Raw genomic sequence first — 20484 nt, forward strand, 5'->3', positions numbered from 1 at the left:
TTAGCAACGATTACATTTTAAAAAATTATCTCTATCATTAAACCATCGGAATTTGATGGCTAACAACCTGAGAAGATAATCCCACAAATTGAATATCGAATTTTAAAGAAGCTTCTACTTTACTGGATGCATTATGAGCTCTAAAAGAAATGCTCCAACCATCTTCAAAAATTGTAATGAGTTTGTTTTTACTTTCTGGTTATATTGCGACTGATAAAGTTTTGCTTAGAACTTTCCATTTACGACCATATCCCAGAGTACCATTCAAATTCAAAGACTGAATAATCACCCATTTTTGTCTCGATCTTGTGTTATTTCATTATATTGAAATACACGTATATAGAAAAATATCTCCACTAGACATAGCTCTAAAATGCTGCTCTCACAGAAAATATAATGCCTAAACTTCCACCTTCAGTAATACAAAAAGATAAAAGTTGTATTTATTATACGCAAAAAAAGAGGATATTTTAAACACTAAGAATTTCTTTATAAAAGAATCGGCATAAATGGATTCATAGCAATTTTTCGGCAAAAATCGCTAAAGCAAGAGAAAGCCAACCTGTCCCCTAACCTTCCCAAAACAGTACTCACCACGGGTGATCTAACAACATAAGCTCCCATCTCATGGATAAAAGAAGAAATCTTTACTCTCATAAAATATAAGAAAAACACGAAAAAAAATATTACTTCATTCACGAAAAAGAACACACCATTATATATCTTATCCGCACTCCTACATTCTTCCTTGCTTCCAAGCTTATTTCACAACAGCGCCCATATATGGCATAATGCAAAATCCAGAATCATCCTTTACTTTACAAGCTACAAGCCAAAAGCAGAATCCTACTTTCAAGTTTCCAATGTTTTTAAGATAAATCAATATACTTTCAGCGCCTAATATTGCACTTTTATTGCATTAAAGCTCTTCATAAGAAGTATTTCTTTCTCAAATGACGTTGTCCGCACGCCAATTCCTCTTATAACATAGGCAAGCAAATGATTTTTATTAACTCAATATAAGAGTATTTAAAACGCGTAAAATTTTATGATATTGGGCTCTTTCACTCAAATGAAAAATATAAGTTATCATTTTAAATCAATCTATTAATAAACATCAGTTGCAATTTCTGTCACATTGAATCATTTGTAAAAGCATATTTAGCCCCTTCTCAAACAAATGACTTTATCTTTTCCTCACAAGAGAATTTTGAAATAAAAAAGCGTTTTGTGTTGGAGTTCTTACTTAAGTTGGTAAATGATAAAGTATCCATTATAACTAACGTGTCACACCAAGCATAGCGTACAATTTTCTTGGCTTCAGGAAAACAAAAAGACAAAAATCCTTATTTGTGACAAACAAAAGAGGAATCATCTTTTGAATGACATTGATAAAGAGGAAGCTTTACGATGTTAAGAATTGTCCCATAAGGAATCAACATCAACAGACTCATAATAATTTTTACCGAAAAATCACCAAAAGCAAGCGATAGCCAAACTGGCATGCCTATCCCTCCCAAAACAGTACTCTCCACCAGTGAACTATCTGCATACCCTGTTATCTTATCAAAAACAGCAAACGAGCTAGAAAAAGCAAGAGCAAAAAACAGCACTGTATCCAAAGCTGAACCAACCAACGCTGCTGCTAAAGGTGCTTTCCACCATGTTTTACGTCGCAAAGGAGTAAAAACCACAATATCAAGGAGTTGCCCAAATAAAAATGCAAAACTAGAAGCAAGTGCAAGCCGTGGTGTCGCCAATATCCAAGAAACAAAGACACCCGTAAAAAAACCAGCATAAACCACACGCCGCGCAGCAGATGGACCATAAAAACGATTGGTCAAATCATTGATTAGAAAAGCAAATGGATAGGTAAAAGCCCCGTAAGTCAACAGCTCATTCAAATCAAACCAATAGACAGGATATTGAACTAAAATATTAGAAGCCGTGACAGCAAGGCACATTGCAAAAATAGAAAAAACAACATACCTTTTCTTTTGCTGTTCTAATAAAAGACCGCTTGAAGACATTTTTTTTAACCTGGGATATGGAACCAATAAAATGAAACGATCAACCTGCAAAAAACTTAACTTCTAGAACAGAAAACCGAAATCAAAGCGTTAATAAACCAAAAAGAATGGCGCTAACAATTATGCTGCCTGTTCAGCCTTTTGCTCACCTTCTTGCTCAGCTTTTTTCTTAATGATTTGGCGTTTTAGCAAACGCGCACGTTGCGACAACTCTTTATCATCTGCTTTGACTAAAAAACCATCAAGACCACCGCGGTGCTCAACAGAACGCAATGCATTTGCTGAAATACGCAAGCGATAACTTTGCTGTAACACCTCTGAAATCAATGTCACATTGCAAAGATTTGGTAAAAAACGACGCCGAGTCTTATTATTCGCATGGCTAACATTATTACCATACAGAACCGTCTTCCCTGTCAATTCACATGCACGAGACATAAACTTCACCCTTAAACTCTAAGAAACTTTCAAATCCCCATACCCAAAGGACACAATGAACGCAAAACACGCGCAATGCAACCTTGAACGGGCATCATTGGGAAGTTTCTTTCTAATAGGGGGTCGACAACAAAAGGTCAAGTCTTTTATAAAACCTTTTTCATCTCTTGTTGGCTCATTTTTCATCTTTTTCCTCAATAAGGCGTGCAAATTCTGCCAAAAAGCGTACAAAATGTTTCTTTTAATATATACCATGTTAGAATAAAAGCCTATTGTCCCGAAAGGAAGCACAAATCATGAGCAAAAAAGCCCCCCCCATGACAAAGCTTCAGGGAAATTCTTGCCGTTTTTCTTCTTTTTTATTTGGAACTTTATGTATTTGTTTTTTTCTTCTCTTCAGTGCATTAGGTATATGGCAAGTACAACGGTTAAACTGGAAAACAAATCTTATCACCAGTGCTAATCAGCGCATTCATTTACCCCCCATAAAAGCCCCTCCAAAAAATCAATGGTCAGATGTTACTTTTGAAAAATATGAATATCAACCTGTTATTATCACAGGAAAATTTTTAACAGATAAAAATATTTTAGTCACTGCTGCCGCTCAAAATACTACAGGCTATTGGGTTTTGACTCCTTTACAAACTGCTGATAATACACTGATCTTTATCAACCGTGGCTTTATCCCCATGGATGAACGTAACAATTTTCAAAACACAGAGCAATCACATACAAATGCCTTATCTCAGCAAAATTCTACCACAGACACAGAACAAACAACGATTATAGGTTTATTACGCATGAGTGAAAAAAATGGATTTTTCCCGCGTAAAAATAATCCTGACAAAAATTTATGGTATACGCGCGATCTCCCCGCTATGGCACAAAAACTTGGTTTGTCCACTGTTGCCCCTTATTTCATTGATGCCAGAAAAACATCTCCACAAGCAAAACTTCCCGTCGTTGGTCTTACGATTATCCATTTTCGAAATAATCATCTCGTTTATGCAATCACGTGGTTTATTTTAGCTGCTGGTGTGTTAGGAGGTTTTCTTTTTCTGCTACGGCAAAAAAACTAAAAAAATACCTCTTCCATCTCAAGTAACAAAAATTTTTAGAATCTTGAAAACTGATAAAGAGAATAAAATCTACCAACTTGCGCCTTTGTTAAATTAAAGATCACAGGCATACAATGAACTTTATACCATCCACAAAAGATTTACGCGACACTCTTAAAAAACATTGTCATAAACGCTTTTGAAAAACATAAAGTCAAATTTAAAAATAATAGGAAAGATGAGCACTCATTTTTGCCTTTATAATTTTATATTCTTGCTTCATTAGATTGTTTCCCATTTCAGAGATTACTCCAATTTATATACGCAATACTTTCGCCTTCATCTAGTATAAAGGCTAATATAGCAGAGAACATACGGATGCATTTTTTGTTTCAAAACTGCTATGAAGATGAGATATTGAGTTATAAGCAACAAAAAAATATTTAATGTCTCAATGAGACTTTTATACCTATCACCACACCTCAAATGAGAGGTTTTTACAGGATAATAGAAAAAGGTGAACATCCTATATTCTAAAAAGACAGTTTATCCTTTCAGTGTATTTTGCTAAAGGCTTATGCTATAAACGTATAAGCGTGTTTTACTAGAATTTTAACTCTTTCATTTTTAAGGCTTCTGTTATGGGTGTTGTTGCCAAAAATTTTCCCATACCTGATCTTCATCGGGTTCGTCGTGTTCTCTTTTCTGTGTCTGATAAAACGGGTGTGGTTGCTTTTGCACAAGCCCTTCATGCTACTTACAATGTTGAATTAATTTCAACAGGAGGAACAGCAAAAACCCTCATAGCAGCTGGTTTACCCGTAAAAGATGTTGCTGAAGTTACCGGATTTCCTGAAATAATGGATGGGCGTGTAAAAACACTCCATCCTTTGATTCATGGTGCTTTGTTAGGGGTAAGAGAAGATCCTAACCATAGGGAAGCTATGGAAAAGAACAGCATTCATGGAATTGATCTTTTAGTGGTGAATCTTTACCCTTTTGAAGAGACGATCCTTTCGGGAGCTGATGGGCAAACGACTCTTGAAAATATTGATATCGGTGGACCGGCGATGATTCGCGCCGCGGCAAAAAATTATGCTTATACCGGTGTTGTAACAGCGATAAAAGATTATGATTCGATTCTAGCTGAATTAAAGCAGCATAATGGATGTTTAAGCTTATCTATGCGTCATCAGCTAGCAATGCGCGCTTATGCACACACCGCTGCCTATGATACGGCAATAGCATCGTGGTTTGCACGGGATTTAAAAATTGAAACTCCATCATGGCAGAGTTTTTCCGGTCATCTTGAAAGTGTTATGCGCTATGGGGAAAATCCACATCAACAGGCAGCATTTTATCGCAATAATGAAAAACGTTTTGGTATTGCAACAGCAAAACTTTTACAAGGCAAAGCGCTTTCTTATAACAATCTGAATGATACAGATGCAGCCTTTGAACTTGTGGCAGAATTTGATCCGCAAAAAACCGCTGCTGTCGCTCTTATTAAACATGCCAATCCTTGTGGTGTTGCGGAAGGAGAAAATTTGAAAGACGCTTATTTGAAAGCTCTTATGTGTGATAATGTATCGGCATTTGGTGGAATTGTTGCTTTAAATCAAACCCTTGATGAGGAATGTGCTGAAGAAATTGTTAAAATTTTCACAGAAGTGATTATTGCTCCGGATGCCACAATGGCGGCACGTGAAATTATTGCCAAGAAAAAAAATCTTCGTTTGCTCATTACAGGTGGAGTTCCTGATCCACGCTGTGGAGGACTTCTTGCGAAAACACTTGCAGGAGGTATTTTAGTGCAATCACGTGATAACGTGGTAGTCGATGATCTTAAATTGCAAGTAGTGACAAAGCGGGCACCAACTCAAGATGAAATGCGTGATCTTCAATTTGCTTTTCGTGTAGCAAAGCACGTTAAATCAAATGCTATTGTGTACGCGAAAAATAGTGCAACAGTTGGAATTGGAGCCGGACAAATGAGCCGCATCGATTCAGCAAAAATTGCTGCAAGTAAAGCAGCAGAAAGTGCGCAAAGAGCAGGCTTAACAGAAACTCTCACAAAAGGATCTGTTGTTGCATCAGATGCATTTTTTCCTTTTGCTGATGGTTTATTAGCAGCAGCTGAAGCAGGAGCAACAGCAGTTATTCAACCAGGAGGCTCCATGCGTGATGAAGAAGTTATCGCCGCTGCTGATGCACAGGGGTTAGCGATGGTTTTTACAGGAACACGTCACTTCCGCCATTAATAATTTTGCTGCTTTTCTTTTCGTATGAGACAAATGTTTCAAGGAATTTTTCATAATTATCGTATGACTATTGATAACTGTTGAAATGGAAGCAGTTATTCAATCCAAAGAAGCTACACGTGAAGAAGTTTATCACCGCAGAAATGCACATAATTTAGCCAATGCACATAATTTAGCCATTGGTTAGGGATAAGATGTTCTTGTTGATATTTTTAATGGTTACCCTTTCGCATGAGAAAAATGTTAAAGGGACATTATCTTGTATGTAGATGCATACCTGCTATGATATTATAACACAACTCTTTTTAGTAATATACTCTATTCTTAAACTAAAGAGTGTAATGAAAAGTTTGAGTAGAGGATATGAATATTCTACGTTTTTATAGTAATTGGCGCCGTTATCGTCGAACCGTTAATGCGTTAAGTCGTCTTTCAACATATGAACTCAACGATCTTGGAATTTGTCGAGGTGATATTGATTCAATTGCACGACGTTATTCGCGTAGATCTTTATGAAAGTTGTTTGAGATATTTGAGAGAATGCTTTGCTATGAAAAAGCGCGCATTTTGTGGTTTGTTATTATAACTTCATTTTTAGTATAATAACAAAGAGCAGAAGAGTTATTTTTCTCGGCCATTGTTATGTATTGTTTCTCGAATTTTCAATGCTTCTGTGATGTACAACATTTGATTTGTAATAATAATTTAGTGTTATTCATATTAAATTAGAACCCCGAATACCGTAAGATTCTCTCATTTCAAATCTGTGTATGTTGAATCAACAAAAACCATTCGCCTGCACGTTACAAGCGGGGAGAGCTGTATGGATAAAAGCTATTAAGAAAAGGCTAAAAATGCCTCTTATGAACCATCTCTAGTGCCAAGAACTGTTACAAACATTGGGCACTGATAAATAGTGTGATAGTGCCAAACTGCTCCTTCATAAGCATAAAGATGGGGGGTGCTTAATGGATTTACCGTTATACCCATCACGGGCATCGTCGCAAAATAGGCTTGGAAGCATTAAGGGATTTTTCTTTAAAATAAGTCCGTGAATATACAATACAATAGCGCTCTGTTTTTCGTGAAGAGCGTAATCCTATTAATGCAACTCTCTCAGAGAGAAATATTGATCCCAACAGCACACTTAAAAACTTATAGAAGATAAGCAACGGCTTAATTTTCTCTCCATATCTTTAAAGGATCAAAATCCTTAACTAGTACTCATCTGTCAACAATGGTCTTTCAAAAAACCTTTTTTCTGGAGCCAATCCCTTTTAGCATCACCTCATGAGATTCTATGAGCAAACCTTGCCTAAAAACATCCAACCCATACTCTAACAAAACTCTTCATGTATAAAATTGATATGATCTTCAAATTTTGAGAATATTACCACAATAAACAATAATGTTTTGCGACACGCAAAATAAAACGCAATATACTATGGGTTGGAACAATGTTCTAATTTTTTATCAAACGCTTTACGGATAAAACGCCAACGAACTTTTTCCTGAAATGCAGGACGAAAATATAAAACAATCTGTTGTGTCCGTTGTGGACCTGTTAATTCTGCAAAATCAATCGAATCTTCAAGACAAATATCTGCGTCAGGCGATATAAAATACCATATTTGTTCACTCTTCACGTTCTCGTTCTTTACGGCTAAACACACACGTTTGCCATCATAGTTAACTTCAACTTGTGGATGAAGATGAAACCGAACAGCAACATAATTTTGTTCATTTTGCACACTTTTGTGTCTCTTTCTCCCTTTATTTGGCATAAAAAAGCGATCAAAACCTTCGATCGTATCTCCATTTGTCGCCAAAATAAGACCACGCTCATGAATAAGATTAAAGGGTCGCACATAACCATTATGACTCGCAATAAAACCTGTCTTCTCTGAATCCTCTATACGGCACACTTGAACATCTGTTGGTCCATCAAACAAAAATGGCGCGCCATTTTTCTTTTTATGATAAAAAGCACCCACTGAACAATCATTAAGCGTAGCTGTTGAATGTGCTGCAGTAACACGCCCTAAATGTCGATACTCTTCCCGCCCATCAGGATTAACACCGGCATTGATAATAAAACGGTGCCCTTGTGAAGACATTTCAAAAGACAAACACCCCGAACAAGCCTGCTGTGCTACAGAGCGAGGTGGAAACTTTCCTGTATCTGCAAGTACTGTTGTCTGATTGGCTTTTAAGCGCTGAAATCCTGAATAACGGGCATAACTAAAAGGATGTCCTCCTGTTTCATCAAGCTCCAAAAGTGATGATAATCGTTCCGATACAAGGGGACCAACCCCATTAAAATGGGCCAACGTTTGATCCTCATGGATAAAGAATCGTAAAGCTGGCAACATACGCTCAACAGAATCAATCAAAATACGGGGTGCTGTTTCATTGCTACGCATAAAAAGATGCCGTAACGACAATAAATCCGATAACAAATTCAGCAAAATAACAGGACTACGGGAAATATGCCCACCATCAACTAGGATTTGACGGGAAAGCTCCTCTATAAGTGTGGTTTGTACCTTTTTTTTCACTGCCGCTGAAACAGGCAAAGCAAGAGATGCGAATGTCAAAGCCACTGCTGCTTGTAAACGTTGATCATTGTGCTCCATACTACAAACTGTTACGCGCAAATAACGAAATTGCAAACCAAGTGCACGTAAAAAGCGTTTTTCAAACCGTTCACTTGCCCCTTCTAACAACATTTTCGAATGACAAATCCATGAAATCAAGCGCCGCGCCACAACAGGATCACTCCAAGCAAGCCCTTTTACCTTCTTACCAGCATGGTCAAACCAGTCTTCTAAAAGAGAGCGTGCATGTGCAGAAGCTAAATCACTTCCTGCTGCCTCCATATGGCGCAACCAATGAAAATCATGTAGAGCCGCTTCCCATTCTAGCGTTGGTGGAACCAATGAAAACGGCGAAACAGCACCAGAATGAACAATGTGACCAGCAAAAGCAAAACGACCATGATAAAATTCATGCGCCATCATCGGATCAGCTACATGCAAATCCATGGGATGCGCTAAAATTTTATGAGGACGAAACCCTGAAAATCGCCAACGAAACAATGGTCCAACCCATAAACGCCGCATAACATTCTGTATCGTATCGATACAGGCTGCCACTTTTACCTGAGGAGCTTTTACCGCAACCGCCAAAATTTCATCTCCATTTATGCTGAATCAAATACAATTTCGACCATTTTTGTAAATGAAGCGTTAATTAAGCAATTTTTCGTAAGCGCGCAGCGAAAAAACCATCCATTCCTAAAAATACGGTTTTCTCAGCATCAAAATTTTTATGACAAAAATCCGCAGGCGTTGTCCGTAACATCCCCCCACAAAGCAAATGTTCCAGTGCTCCCATTTCCTCTGGATAAATAGGGTCTAAAACAATGTCATTGCGTGTCGATAAAATTTTCTCAATAAGATGTTCACCTTCTTCTCTTGCCAATGAACAATTGGAAAAAACAATCCGCCCCCCCTCCTTCACCAAAGAAATTGCTGCGACAAGCAAATCATATTGCAACGCCGCTAACTTGACGATATTTTCCCTCGATTTCGTCCATAAAATATCCGGATGACGACGGATTGTTCCTGTAGAAGAACAAGGAGCATCAAGAAGAACCACATCAAAAAGCTGTGTGGGATAGAAATTTCTCACATCGCCCTGCCAAATGTGAACTGAAAAATGAAGCCGTTCCATATTTTCTTTTAAACGCTTTATGCGGTTAGCAGAAAGCTCAATTGCAGTCACCTCAGCCCCTTGCAAAGCCAATTGTGCTGTTTTTCCTCCAGGGCTCGCACAAAGATCAGCAACGCGTTTACCCTCAATATTCCCAAGTAAACAAGCAGGCAAAGCTGCTGCAAAATCTTGGACCCACCAAGACCCTTCACGATAGCCTGGTAAATCAGAAACAGAACACTCCAGACGCTTCAATCGAACAGAACCATTGGGCAATACCACACCGCCAAGCCTTTCAGCCCATCCACCACTATCAGATTTCACTGTCAAATCGAAAGGAGGTTCCACACTTTGAATTGCGATAATCTTATGCGCCTTTTCTGTTCCATAAGCTGACACTAAAAGCTGTCCAAACCACGCTGGAACACCTTCAATGGTAGAAACTTGTTGACGTAAAGGCTCTGCCTCACGTGCAACATTGCGCAAAAGAGCATTCACCACCCCTGAAAAACGGCGCATTCGAGGATCAAGTTTCGCCACACGCACAGCTAAATCAATAGCCGCATGATCGGGAATATCAAGATAAAGAATTTGTGCAACACTGATATGCAAAAGATGCTGAAGTGAAAGTGCTTGTGAAGGCAAAGGACGCGCCAAAAAGCGTGAGAGAGCCACCATAATCTGCCCTCGATGACGCAATGAAGCTGTTAAAATAGCCCGACATAACAAACGATCTCGTTGTGAAAGCTTCAAATATTGTGGATGTCCGTGTTCATTATCCGTCAAACCAGACAGAGGCGTGTACTTATCAATTACCGCCCCCAAAAGACGTACACACACCTGCCGAACAGCTAATCCTAGAACATTTTTTTCAGACACATGCCCCGCTTTTTTGTGTTTCAAAACACCACCTTTATATCACAGTTTTCTCAAAATCTCCCTCAATAACTCTATGAACGAGATCTTTTTGAATTTTCATAACGAAGCCAAGAAGGACGTTTTGTAACACGCTGAAAAGAACTGTTTTCTTGTTCACCTAATACATGAGCCTGACCACTATGAAAATCTGCATAATTCATCCCGCTGCTTTTTTCATGTATAGCGTCTTCTTTATTCCATCCCACACTTTTGGTAAGAGCCCCTTTCATCTCTTCTGCTTGCCGATAAAGAGCAGCAATACGATTTGCAGTTGCTGGATGTGTCGAAAAAAGACTATCCGCTCCCTCACCGCTCAAAGGATTAATAATAAACAGATGCGCGGTTGCTGGATTATGCTCTGCTTCTTCATTATATACCCCATGCGCCCCATCAGCAATTTTACGCAATGCCGAAGCCAACCATAAAGGATTACCACATATTTCAGCCCCTCTCCGATCCGCAGCATATTCCCGTGTACGGCTAATCGCCATTTGCACCAGCATCGCTGCAAAAGGCGCCACGAGCAATGCAATAAATCCTCCAATTGCCCCAGCGCCATGAGAATCTTCTGAAGAGTTACGCTGTCCTCCCATAAAGAAAGCAAAATTACCAAGCATTGAAATTGCCCCTGCAATCGTTGCGGTTAGAGTCATTGTTAACGTATCACGATGCTCAATATGTGCGAGCTCATGCGCCATAACGCCGGCAATTTCCTCAGCGCTTAACCGCTCTAACAACCCAGTACTTGCAGCAACAGCTGCATTTTGCGGATTACGTCCCGTTGCAAAAGCATTTGGCTGTGCATTCTCAATAACATAAATTTTTGGTTGAGGAAGAGAAGCTTTTTTAGCTAAATCGCTTACAATCTTATAATAAACTGGTGCTGAATGCTGATCAACTTCACGCGCCCCGTACATGCGTAAAACGATTTTATCTGAATTCCAATAAGAAAAAAAGTTTAAACCACTTGCCATTAAAAGAGCAATGACCATGCCACCACCCCCTCCAACAAGATAACCAACTCCCATAAAGAGAGCAGTTAAAAAAGCCAAAAGCATAGCTGTACGCATTATATTCATTACTCAAAAAACTCCATGATAAAAGTCAATCAATACTATATGATGGTGTTTTCTTTCTGCTTCTTCAATGGAATAGGTGTAAAATGAATAAAAAAGATGAGAAAACAAGCAAAAAAAATGCAACTGACGTTAAACAGCAATCTCTTTCTCCCGCAGCACAACGCGCTCTCCAAGAAGCTGAAGAAAGACGAAAACACGCAGCAAAAAAAGAACAACCTTTAGAAAATGGTGGACGCGGCGGCAAGGACCCTTCCCGCTATGGAGATTGGGAAATTAAAGGCCGCGCCATTGATTTTTAAAACCATTGATTTAAAAAAACCAACGCGATTTAAACAAGCAGCTTTTTAAAGAAGATCCGTTTTTGATAGACAAAAACGGATAATATTTATTTTTCTAAAGCTTTTAAAAACACGTTGATTAAACAACCATGCTTCTTATGCTGTAGCAGATTCTGCTTCAGCCGCTGCAGCTGCTTCTTCTGCCGCTTGCTTTGCTGCTGCTATACGTTCTTGTGCTTTTTTACCCGGTTCACCTTTATGTGGATTATTACGAGTTGGACGCTTTTTCAAGCCAGCTGCATCTAAAAACCGTAAAACGCGATCTGTTGGTTGAGCCCCTTGCCCAAGCCAATATTGGATACGTTCTTCATTAAGTTTCACCCTCGGTCCATCTTTAGGCAACATTGGATCCCATGCACCAACACGTTCAAGAAACCGCCCATCGCGCGGACTACGAACATCTGCAACGACGATATGATAGTAAGGACGTTTTTTTGAACCTCCACGGGACAAACGAATTTTCAATGCCATATTTTATCTCCTATTGTCAGCTCTGGCTTTCGTTTAAATTGACTTTTTTGTTTTTTGCTCTTCAGCAATAACTTCATGATGACTCACAACTTCTTTAATAATAAATTTTAAAAATCTTTCAGCAAAATCAGGATCAAGATGACTATCTATAGCCAATTGCCGCAAACGCGCTACCTGATATTGCTCACGCAGAGGATCTACTTTAGGCAAATCATAACGGGCTTTTAAGCGCCCAACAGCTTTCGTACAACGAAACCGCTCTGCTAAGATATGAATCAAGGTTGCATCAAAATTATCAATGGATGCTCGTAAATGTGCCAATTCGTTTAATACTGTTTCCTGCATTATATTCCTTTCCCTCTTTACATCTTATTTTTTCTTAGGATGCTGAGGAAAATTTCCCCCATCGACAATGCCATTGGAAAGACCAGGAAATGTAGGTCCACGCTTAGGAAGTCCGGGCAAGAGCTTCCCTCCATTACCATTTTCAATTTGCTTTTGAAGCATTGAGAATTGCTTTGGATCCAATCCCGACAAATCCGGTATAGCTGGAGAATCCCCTCCCAAGTTTCCCATACCACCAAAACCCATTTTGGAACCAAGGCCTCCCAACATTTTTCCCATAAAACCACTTTTTCCTTTACCACCCATGGCTTTCATCATATCAGCCATTTGGCGATACATCTTCAAAAGTTTATTAATATCAGCCGCTGTCGTACCAGACCCCTTAGCAATTCGTTGTTTGCGGCTATGTTTTAAAAGCTCTGGATTCGCCCGCTCTTTGGGTGTCATAGATGAAATAATGGCCAATTGACGATCAAACAAACGATCATCAAACCCCGCAGCCGCAATCTGCTCTTTGACCTTCCCCATTCCTGGCAACATGCCCATAATACCGCCCATTCCACCCAGTTTTTTCATTTTCTGCAACTGTTCTGCAAGATCATTCAGATCAAATTTTCCGGCTTGCATTTTTTTTGCAAAAGCAGCAGCTTTCTCGTGATCCATTGTTTCAGCAGCTTTTTCAACCAAAGAAACAATATCCCCCATTCCGAGAATACGATCAGCAATACGACTGGGATGAAATTCTTCTAAAGCATCTATTTTTTCACCAGTTCCAATTGCTTTAATTGGTTTACCTGTAACAGCACGCATAGAAAGAGCAGCGCCACCACGCCCATCACTATCCATCCGTGTTAAAATAATCCCCGTAATCCCGACACGCTCATCAAAAGAACGAGCAAGATGAACGGCATCTTGCCCCGTCAAACTATCAGCCACCAACATAATCTCATGAGGAAGGGAACATGCTTTAATTTCAGCCAATTCGAGCATCAAAGCTTCATCAATATGATTACGTCCTGCTGTGTCAAGAAGAAGCACGTCATAACCACCCAATTTAGCAGCCTGTACGGCACGTGATGCAATATCAACGGGCAGCTGACCCGCAATAATAGGCAAGCTTGCAAGTTTTGCCTGTTCTCCCAATTGGCGCAATTGCTCCTGTGCAGCGGGACGGCGTGTATCTAATGACGCCATGAGAACTTTTTTATTGTGCTTATCAGTAAAACGTTTTGCAAGCTTTGCTGTTGTGGTTGTTTTTCCCGAACCTTGCAAACCAGTCATCATGATAACAACTGGAGCTGGTGCATTTAAATCACTCAGAACGCTTTCACTTCCAAGAATATGAACCAATTCATCATGAACAATTTTAACCACCATTTGGCCTGGTTTAATTGATTTAACGATTTCGGCCCCAACAGCTTTTTCCCGAACTCTATCGGTAAAAGAGCGCACAACATCAAGAGCAACATCAGCTTCCAATAAAGCGCGACGAATTTCACGCAGCGCCTCTACAACATCCTGATCCGATAAAGCGCCACGTCCCGTCAAATGAGACAGGATAGAACCAAGTCGCTCTTGCAAGGATTCAAACATCATTTACCTCATTGTTGCATAACAAACAAACCAAAATAGCATCCGAGAACGCATCGCGCCGTCGGATGTTGACCTCTGAGATCTCTTTATACCCTTAAACTGGGGTCTCAGTCGGTGGCTCCAAGTTAATTTTGTCACTGAAAGCTTGCTCCTTCAAACAATAAAACCCCAGCTTTGTCAAGTTTTATCATAAAATATCTTTTTATACGAAGAAATAAAAACAACAAATACTATACTTCAAAACTTTCAACTTCAACACGCATAAAACAACCTGTTTCCTGTTCCATGCTCCATAATTTTCCGCTAGAGATATCAAACCAAACACCATGCAATGTCAAAAAACCTTGATCTTTGCGAAGCTTTATCCACGGAAACGTCTCTAAATTTCTCAACGAATGGCGAATAGAAAGCTGCTCTAATGCCGTCTGTTTTTCTGGCCAAGACAGCGACTTATTATTCAAAACGATTTCTGCTGCTGGTGCTAAGAGACTTATCCATTGACCGATAAAATCATTTGATAATAAAGATTTATATGTCTCATTAAGAGCAGTACGAATGCCTCCACAATGGGCATGACCAAAAACGACAATATGTCTCACCTCAAGCAATTGCACAGCATATTCAAGAGCTGCTGATGTTGCGTGATATTGGTCATCAGGAGAAAAAGGAGGAACCACATTCGCCACGTTGCGCAGGGTGAAAATTTCCCCTGGCTTAGCATCAAAAATCATTTCTGGTACTGCACGCGAATCACAACAAGCAATGACCAAAACTTCAGGTTTCTGCCCCTCAATCGCCAATTGCTGATAATCTGCTATTTTATATAAAAAATGATTGTTTATAAAGTTTTGGTAACCACTTAAAAGTCTTTCTGGTAAATGCGCCATTCTCTCTTTACTTTTGCTTCTTTTTTTACTTTCATTTTGTATATTTTAAAAAACAAACTATTAACATACAAAAATACTAAAAGTGCCCTTTCCTTGAAGCAAAATATTTCTTTAAAGTACAAAATATTACTAAAAAATAGCAAAAACAAACTCATTCTTTCCAAATAAAGAGCTATTTTCTTTAGAAAGAAGGTGTTACAGTATATAAAAAATATAATGGTCTGCTTTTAATAAAGACCCCTTAAGAGCAAAAAGGGAGAGTGAATGTGTTGCAACAAAAAAAAACAGAGACAAAAAACACCCAAGATAAAATAGAACAAATCCTTTTTGCCCAAACCGATAAAGAAGATATTGCTTATTATGAAAATGAAGAACTTCAAAAAGCCACAGCCATCGCGGTAAAAGCTTTTAATCTCCATCAGACGGGAAAAAATACCATCTGCTTTGAGCAAAATTTAACCCGCAGTAACAGACCTATAACCGTTATCACGCTTGTCAATGATAACAAACCCTTCCTTCTGGATTCTATTTTAAATGTTTTTAATCAACACAAAAACCATATCTATTTGATTGCACACCCCATTATTGATTGTGCTTCTGGAAAACGCATCAGTCTGATGCAAATTCACATCGAGTCATTAAACAAACAGCAAATACAAAAACTTGAAAATGAACTCACCTTAGTTCTTGAACAGGTTAATGCTGCTGTACAAGACTGGAAACCCATGCTTGAAGAAGTTGAAAAGCAGATTCATGCCTACCAAATAAATCTTCCCCCACACTACAAACAAGAAGGCGAAAAAGCTATTGAATTTCTTCACTGGCTAATGGACGATAATTTCATTTTCCTTGGTATGCGCACTTACAACTTCATCAAAGACCAAAAACCCCTAAAATCCTTTACAGCCAGTAATATTGAACTTGGTATACTCACGGATGCTTCTATTCATATTGTTGACGATAAAAGTATGAAAGAACCTCCTCAAGAAGTTTTATCCTTCATGGAAAGCGATAATCTGTTTATCGTGACAAAAGCGAACAGCCGCTCCAAAATTCACCGTTCTGTTTGGCTCGATTATATTGGTCTTAAAATCTTTGATAAAGAAAACCAACTCTGTGGAGAATTACGCATTGTAGGGCTTTTTACCTCCTCAGCTTATACACGTTCTATTTTGCAAATTCCTTTCTTAAAAGAAAAAGCCCGAACTATTATTCAACGTCTTGGACACAATCACGCCGATTATTCAGGTAAAGCACTCATCAGTGCTTTAGAAACCTATCCAAGAGATGAAATGTTTCGCTCTGATGTTGATACATTGACAGAAAACACTAAGCTTATTCTACAATTAGATGAGCGCCCACGTTTACGGGTTCTTGCCCACACTGATTCTTTTGGACGCTTTGTTTCTATCCTTGTCTACGTACCGCGTGACCAATATAGCAGCAGCCTGCGTGAAAAAGTTGGCGAACATTTTGTTGAGCTTTATAAAGGTGACTTTTTTGAATCTTATCCGCTATTTTTGGAAAGCCCCCTTATACGTGTCTATTATATCATCCATCGCAAAGGAAACGAAACTGTTCCCCTTCATGAGCGCTCCACACTTGAACAACATGTACGTTCGATTGCACGAAGTTGGGAAGACAGGGTTCAAGCCATCGCTCTTAACAAGAAAATAACAGAGCAACAAACACGTCTAGCCAGTGAATTCCCCAACAGCTATCGTGATTTATTTTCAGCTGAAGACGCTATTAACGATGCCGGACATATTCTAAGTCTTCATGATGAAAAGCCCCTTTTCGTGATCTTTTATCACGCACAAAACAAAGAAAAACAGTGCATTTCTCTTCGGCTTTTTCACCGCCATGAAGCACTTGCCCTTTCCAAACGTGTACCACTCCTTGAAAATATGGGGTTTCGCGTTATTGCTGAACAAACCCTTGAATTACCAGATGGCAATGGGCGCTCTGTGTATCTTCATGATATGCAGCTAGAAAGTACTTTCCAACGCTGTATCAATTTTGAAAAAGACGGTCAAAAACACGCCGAAACCTTTGAAGCCATTTGGGCACAAAATGCTGATAATGACGGCTTTAATGCTCTCACCCAAACAGCTGAGCTTGATTGGCATGAAATTGTTATTTTGCGCCATTATGGGCGCTATCTCCAACAAGCTGGAATTCCTTATTCGCAAGATCGCGTTGCCCAAACTTTAAATGCTTATCCTGACATTACCCAAGATCTTTATGCTTTATTTCATTTAAAATTTCATCAAAGCCATACAGAAAAAGAACGAAAAAAAAACCAACAAGTTATTCAAAAGCGCATTGAAGAAAAATTACGGAAAGTCTCTGGTTTAGACGATGATCTCATTTTACGCCGTTATTGTAACCTTATCGAGGCGAGTTTACGAACGAATGCCTTTACGACTCTTCCTGATGGAAGTCCACGGCGTATTTTAGCCACCAAATTAAATCCACGCCAGATTGAAGGTTTGCCTGAACCGCGCCCTTACCGAGAAATTTTTGTTTATGGACCAGAAGTTGAAGGGGTCCATTTGCGTTTTGGACCTATCGCTCGTGGCGGCATTCGTTGGTCTGACCGTGCATTAGATTACCGCACCGAAGTGCTTAGCTTAGTCAAAGCCCAACAAGTTAAAAATGCGGTTATCGTTCCTGCAGGTGCAAAAGGTGGATTCTATCCCCATCGGCTTCCCCAAACAAATGACCGTGCTGTCATCATAGAAGCAGCACGACAAGCTTATACAGACTTTATAACAGCTTTGCTCTCCATTACAGACAATCTGATTAACGGCAAAATAAGTTCTCCCCACAATGTCATCTGTCATGATGACCCTGATCCCTATTTTGTTGTTGCAGCGGACAAAGGAACAGCAACTTTTTCTGATACAGCCAACGCCATCAGCCAAGCAAACCACTTTTGGCTTGATGATGCTTTTGCCTCTGGAGGTTCAGCAGGTTACGACCACAAAGACATTGGTATTACAGCTAAAGGTGCATGGGAAGCCGTCAAAAGACATTTTAGAGAGTCATTTAATCACGATATTCAAACAACGCCCTTCACCTGTGTCGGTGTTGGCGATATGTCTGGTGATGTCTTTGGCAATGGAATGCTGCTTTCCAAACAAACAAAATTGATTGCCGCTTTTGATCACCGCGATATCTTTATTGATCCAGATCCGAACATAGACGAAAGCTATGCAGAGCGTACGCGTCTCTTCAGACTACCTCGCTCAAGCTGGCAGGATTACGATAAAACCAAATTATCAAAGGGCGGTGGTATCTTCTCACGAAAAGAAAAAACCATTACCCTCTCACCTGAAGCAGCACAAGCCATTGGTTTCGAAAAACAAACAGGAACACCCTTTGAAATTATCTCTGCTCTTCTCAAAGCCCCTGTTGATCTTTTATGGTTCGGTGGCATTGGTACTTATATCCGTGCTGCAACAGAAAATGATGCCCAAGTAGGTGATCGCGCAAATGATGCAATACGCATTACCGGAGAACAAGTGCGTGCAAAAATTATTGGTGAAGGAGCTAATCTTGGTGTTACACAACGTGGACGGATTGAATATGTCTTAAATGGTGGTCGATGCAATACGGATGCCATTGACAATTCTGCTGGTGTGAATTGTTCTGATATTGAGGTCAATCTCAAAATTGTTCTTGCATCAGCACTACGTGCCAAAACGTTAACTCGCGAAGAACGCAATAAGCTCTTGAAAAAAATGACGCCTCAAGTCGAGCAACTCGTCTTGCGCAACAATTATCTACAACCTCTTGCGCTTTCTTTGGCGGAAAACCAGAGCACTGCTGATTTGCCCTATCAAATACGCTTTATGCACGACTTGGAACAAAAAAAGCTTCTAGATCGCAGAGTTGAAATACTCCCTGATGAGCAAATTTTACGACAAAGAACAACCCAAGGCAAAGGTCTTCTCCGTCCAGAACTCGCCGTTATTTTTGCCTATGCTAAATTGACCTTAAAAGAAGAAATTGCTAATAGCCCCATTGTTGATGATCACTATTTCAATACAGCCTTGCTGAACTATTTTCCAACCCAAATTCAAGAAAATTTTAAGAAGGAAGTTATTAACCATCAATTGCGTCGTAATATTATCGCAACGCTGATTGCCAACGATATTGTAAATCGTGGAGGCCCCACTTTTGTTAATAGACTACATGATGCAACAGAACAAAAGACTGAAAATATTATTCGCGTTTTCATTGCCATCCGCGATGGTTTCGAAATTCCTCAATTGTCTGAGCAAATTGATAAGCTTGATAATAAAATACTCGGTCTTGTCCAAAATAAATTCTACGCAACAATGACCCCAATGCTCTTTGAAACAACCAATTGGGGTTTGCACAACATAGATCTCTCACGTCCATTAGAAGAAATTGTAAAAACAATAAAACAAGCCCGTAGCGTTATTGAAAAAGAGCTTATGCATTCTCACGGCAACGATATTAAGCAAAAGATTGAAGAAAAAGCATTACACTACAGCGAAGAGGGAGCACCAAAAGCATTAGCGAAACAATTAGCTCTCTTGGAAGCTGCTTCAACAATCTGTGATATTTCTTTGATTGCAAAACAAAGCAACAGTGATCTTATTAAAACCGCAGAGATCTACTTTTCACTTGCGCAAATCATTCGTATAAACCGCATTAACGAAGCAAGTCGTATAATTCCTGTAGTAGATTATTATGATAGTATGGCTTTAAGCCAAGCCAAAGAAAATGTTTCTGAAAGCTTTCGGCAAATCGTTATGAAAATCCTCAAAAATTATGGAAAGAAAAAAGATCCTTTTGACACTTGGAAAAAAACAGAAGAAGATCATATTCACAACATTACAAACCGCATTAGCGCCCTTATTGAAAATGATCTCAATATTTCTCGTTTTACTTTTGCAGCAGGATTGATTTCTCAACTTCAAAATATTGGCTTTCAAACCTAAAGAAAATACAAAACGACCCTCTCAATCTCCCGTTCTATCCCACCACCACAACAAACCAACTAAGACAGAGCAGAAGTTTGCATTTTAGACATAACACCAAAAATAAAAATCTCGCTATTTATCACAATAGAATTGTTTGCAACAATTTCAAAAAAACAACAGGATTGATTTCTCACCCTAAAAACATAAACTTTCAGACTTAAAAGCAGTAAAGAAAGGACTAAAAATGCCCCTCATAAACCGCCTCAAGTGCCAAAAGCTGCAGTAAGATTGAGAATTAGCAAATATAAGCAAATATAATATGATGATGTTTTCCCCTAGCTTGTTACTCCGTAACCGAAAAGATGATGGTGCTTAATGGCTTTATCCTTATACC

At 39.2% G+C, this 20484-nt stretch carries 13 protein-coding genes and 2 pseudogenes; 5 read left to right on the forward strand and 10 right to left on the reverse strand.

Translation table 11 applies throughout. The features are described from left to right. Positions 1–37 precede the first annotated feature (37 nt). From ACFINL_RS00100 to rpmB, 3 genes and pseudogenes are all read right to left on the reverse strand, one after another. A pseudogene (locus tag ACFINL_RS00100) lies at positions 38–184 on the reverse strand (HaeIII family restriction endonuclease); the annotation flags it as partial. A 1162-nt stretch (positions 185–1346) separates the two neighbouring features. Next, positions 1347–2030: a VUT family protein gene (locus ACFINL_RS00105; protein WP_375612236.1), complete on the reverse strand. Its 684-nt coding sequence runs from the start codon at positions 2028–2030 to the stop codon at positions 1347–1349. 120 nt (positions 2031–2150) lie between these two features. Continuing rightward, the gene (rpmB, locus tag ACFINL_RS00110) at positions 2151–2468 is read right to left on the reverse strand and encodes a 50S ribosomal protein L28 (RefSeq protein WP_375648827.1); all 318 of its coding nucleotides are present in this window, start codon (positions 2466–2468) and stop codon (positions 2151–2153) included. A 296-nt stretch (positions 2469–2764) separates the two neighbouring features. Between rpmB and ACFINL_RS00115 the strand changes: the two genes are divergently transcribed. From ACFINL_RS00115 to ACFINL_RS00125, 3 genes are all read left to right on the forward strand, one after another. Then, a complete protein-coding gene (locus tag ACFINL_RS00115; protein ID WP_375648834.1) occupies positions 2765–3547 on the forward strand; it encodes an SURF1 family protein in 783 nt (260 codons plus the stop codon). 620 nt (positions 3548–4167) lie between these two features. Next, positions 4168–5787 carry a bifunctional phosphoribosylaminoimidazolecarboxamide formyltransferase/IMP cyclohydrolase gene (gene purH / locus ACFINL_RS00120; RefSeq protein ID WP_375638442.1) on the forward strand — a complete coding sequence of 540 codons (1620 nt, stop codon included), beginning with the start codon at positions 4168–4170 and terminating at the stop codon, positions 5785–5787. A 363-nt stretch (positions 5788–6150) separates the two neighbouring features. After that, complete coding sequence (locus tag ACFINL_RS00125) at positions 6151–6303, forward strand: DUF1127 domain-containing protein (RefSeq protein ID WP_375612232.1); 153 nt, start codon at positions 6151–6153, stop codon at positions 6301–6303. Positions 6304–7229: 926 nt separating this feature from the next. Here the strand turns inward: ACFINL_RS00125 and ACFINL_RS00130 are convergent. The 3 genes from ACFINL_RS00130 to htpX form a co-directional block, all read right to left on the reverse strand. Then, on the reverse strand, positions 7230–8975 hold the full coding sequence (locus ACFINL_RS00130; RefSeq protein ID WP_375612721.1) for a heparinase II/III family protein: 1746 nt from the start codon (positions 8973–8975) through the stop codon (positions 7230–7232). Between the two features lie 64 nt (positions 8976–9039). Next, entirely contained in the window at positions 9040–10404 is a 1365-nt protein-coding gene (locus ACFINL_RS00135; protein ID WP_375648839.1) for an RsmB/NOP family class I SAM-dependent RNA methyltransferase, read from the reverse strand. A gap of 47 nt (positions 10405–10451) precedes the next feature. Further along, positions 10452–11498, reverse strand: a complete 1047-nt coding sequence (gene htpX, locus ACFINL_RS00140) for a zinc metalloprotease HtpX (protein ID WP_375612229.1) — start codon at positions 11496–11498, stop codon at positions 10452–10454. 83 nt (positions 11499–11581) lie between these two features. Here htpX and ACFINL_RS00145 point away from each other — a divergent pair, with 83 nt between their 5' ends. Continuing rightward, positions 11582–11797: a DUF1674 domain-containing protein gene (locus ACFINL_RS00145; RefSeq protein ID WP_375612228.1), complete on the forward strand. Its 216-nt coding sequence runs from the start codon at positions 11582–11584 to the stop codon at positions 11795–11797. Positions 11798–11932: 135 nt separating this feature from the next. On the opposite strand, the gene rpsP is transcribed toward ACFINL_RS00145, so the two are convergent. From rpsP to ACFINL_RS00165, 4 genes and pseudogenes are all read right to left on the reverse strand, one after another. Beyond that, positions 11933–12307 carry a 30S ribosomal protein S16 gene (gene rpsP / locus ACFINL_RS00150; protein WP_375612227.1) on the reverse strand — a complete coding sequence of 125 codons (375 nt, stop codon included), beginning with the start codon at positions 12305–12307 and terminating at the stop codon, positions 11933–11935. Positions 12308–12323: 16 nt separating this feature from the next. Next, positions 12324–12652: pseudogene (locus tag ACFINL_RS00155) on the reverse strand (chorismate mutase). Between the two features lie 24 nt (positions 12653–12676). After that, positions 12677–14245, reverse strand: coding sequence for a signal recognition particle protein (gene ffh / locus ACFINL_RS00160; protein WP_375612251.1), 1569 nt, complete (start codon positions 14243–14245; stop codon positions 12677–12679). Positions 14246–14475: 230 nt separating this feature from the next. Further along, positions 14476–15132, reverse strand: a complete 657-nt coding sequence (locus tag ACFINL_RS00165) for a carbonic anhydrase (RefSeq protein WP_375612226.1) — start codon at positions 15130–15132, stop codon at positions 14476–14478. A gap of 266 nt (positions 15133–15398) precedes the next feature. On the opposite strand from ACFINL_RS00165, the gene ACFINL_RS00170 reads away from it, so the two are divergent. Continuing rightward, a complete protein-coding gene (locus ACFINL_RS00170) occupies positions 15399–20108 on the forward strand; it encodes an NAD-glutamate dehydrogenase (protein WP_375648844.1) in 4710 nt (1569 codons plus the stop codon). Positions 20109–20484: the final 376 nt, after the last annotated feature.

Origin of the sequence: Bartonella sp. AA78NXGY, assembly GCF_042197005.1 — a bacterium.
Classification (GTDB): Bacteria; Pseudomonadota; Alphaproteobacteria; order Rhizobiales; family Rhizobiaceae; genus Bartonella.